General features: G+C 53.8%; 14 tRNA genes. All 14 read left to right on the plus strand.

Going from position 1 to position 1,418, the window contains the following annotated elements:
- Window positions 1-90: 90 nt before the first annotated feature.
- The 14 genes from AOQ32_RS08140 (at window position 91) to AOQ32_RS08205 (ending at window position 1,415) form a co-directional block, all read left to right on the plus strand.
- A tRNA-Val gene (locus AOQ32_RS08140) sits at window positions 91-163 on the plus strand.
- Between the two features lie 41 nt (window positions 164-204).
- Window positions 205-277, plus strand: a tRNA-Thr gene (locus AOQ32_RS08145).
- A gap of 7 nt (window positions 278-284) precedes the next feature.
- Window positions 285-356, plus strand: a tRNA-Gly gene (locus AOQ32_RS08150).
- A gap of 5 nt (window positions 357-361) precedes the next feature.
- Window positions 362-445: transfer RNA gene (locus tag AOQ32_RS08155), tRNA-Leu, on the plus strand.
- A 4-nt stretch (window positions 446-449) separates the two neighbouring features.
- Window positions 450-523: transfer RNA gene (locus tag AOQ32_RS08160), tRNA-Arg, on the plus strand.
- Between the two features lie 62 nt (window positions 524-585).
- Window positions 586-659 (plus strand) — tRNA-Pro (locus tag AOQ32_RS08165).
- A 26-nt stretch (window positions 660-685) separates the two neighbouring features.
- Window positions 686-759: transfer RNA gene (locus AOQ32_RS08170), tRNA-Met, on the plus strand.
- Between the two features lie 12 nt (window positions 760-771).
- Window positions 772-845 (plus strand) — tRNA-Ile (locus AOQ32_RS08175).
- A 22-nt stretch (window positions 846-867) separates the two neighbouring features.
- Window positions 868-957 (plus strand) — tRNA-Ser (locus AOQ32_RS08180).
- A gap of 27 nt (window positions 958-984) precedes the next feature.
- Window positions 985-1,058, plus strand: a tRNA-Met gene (locus tag AOQ32_RS08185).
- 2 nt (window positions 1,059-1,060) lie between these two features.
- Window positions 1,061-1,134, plus strand: a tRNA-Asp gene (locus tag AOQ32_RS08190).
- A gap of 21 nt (window positions 1,135-1,155) precedes the next feature.
- Window positions 1,156-1,228: transfer RNA gene (locus AOQ32_RS08195), tRNA-Phe, on the plus strand.
- A gap of 21 nt (window positions 1,229-1,249) precedes the next feature.
- A tRNA-Gly gene (locus AOQ32_RS08200) sits at window positions 1,250-1,320 on the plus strand.
- Window positions 1,321-1,341: 21 nt separating this feature from the next.
- Window positions 1,342-1,415, plus strand: a tRNA-Ile gene (locus AOQ32_RS08205).
- Window positions 1,416-1,418 lie beyond the last annotated feature (3 nt).

Consider the following 1,418-nt stretch of genomic DNA (forward strand, 5'->3'; position numbering starts at 1 on the left):
CCGAAAGTAGTTGCCGGAACGCTGGCTGCGAGGATAGGACGACGCGATGCCGATACATATAAAAAAGAAGGGGACTTCTTTTTTTATTTTGGACGATTAGCTCAGCTGGGAGAGCACCTGCCTTACAAGCAGGGGGTCACAGGTTCGATCCCTGTATCGTCCATTGGCGAAGGCCAAGATATGCACGCCGCGTCGGGCAATCCAGCCGACTTAGCTCAGCTGGTAGAGCACCGCTCTTGTAAAGCGGGGGTCGAAGGTTCGAATCCTTTAGTCGGCATGATTATGCGAACGTAGTTCAGAGGTAGAACATCACCTTGCCATGGTGGGGGTCGCGGGTTCGAATCCCGTCGTTCGCTTGGATGCCGGCGTGGCGGAATAGGCAGACGCACAGGACTTAAAATCCTGCGATGGAAACATCGTACCGGTTCGATCCCGGTCGCCGGCATAATGCACCTATAGCGCAATTGGATAGAGTGTCTGACTACGAATCAGAAGGTTGCAGGTTCGACTCCTGCTAGGTGCATAAGGCCCCAAAAGGTCTAGGGCGAAGAAGTCCAAAAAGAAAGAAGAAGTCCAAAAAGAAAGCGGGACGTAGCTCAGCTTGGTAGAGCACCTGGTTTGGGACCAGGGGGTCGCAGGTTCGAATCCTGTCGTCCCGATCGCTGTGAGTACTACAGCAAAGTATCGCGGTGTAGCTCAGCTGGCTAGAGCGTTCGGTTCATACCCGAGAGGTCGAGGGTTCGATTCCCCCTGCCGCGATGACTCGAGCTGGGACCATTAGCTCAGCTGGTTAGAGCAGACGGCTCATAACCGTCCGGTCGTTGGTTCGAGTCCAACATGGTCCATGGAAGTGGATTAAAAGAACATGGAGAATTACCCAAGTCTGGCTGAAGGGAACGGTCTTGAAAACCGTCAGGTCGGGAAACCGGCGCGGGGGTTCGAATCCCCCATTCTCCTTACGGGTGTTGCCCAGAATAATATTATCGCGGGATGGAGCAGTTCGGTAGCTCGTCGGGCCCATAACCCGAAGGTCGTAGGTTCAAATCCTACTCCCGCAATTGGTCGCATGGTCTAGCTGGTTAGGACGCCTGCCTGTCACGCAGGAGATCACGGGTTCGAACCCCGTTGTGACCGTTTTCTGAAAAAAGAAAAGTTGGCTCTGTAGCTCAGTTGGTAGAGCAATGCATTGAAGCTGCATGTGTCGGCGGTTCGATTCCGTCCAGCGCCATTGGGGGAACCCAGAAAAGATGCGAATGTAGTTCAATGGTAGAATTCCAGCCTTCCAAGCTGGCTATGCGGGTTCGATTCCCGTCATTCGCTTAGGCAAGAAGCCGAAGAGATGGGCCATTAGCTCAGTTGGTTAGAGCGCTGTGTTGATAACGCAGAGGTCCCAGGTTCGAGTCCTGGATGGCCCATGA

Source organism: Fructobacillus tropaeoli (assembly GCF_001047135.2).
Taxonomy (GTDB): Bacteria; Bacillota; Bacilli; order Lactobacillales; family Lactobacillaceae; genus Fructobacillus; species Fructobacillus tropaeoli.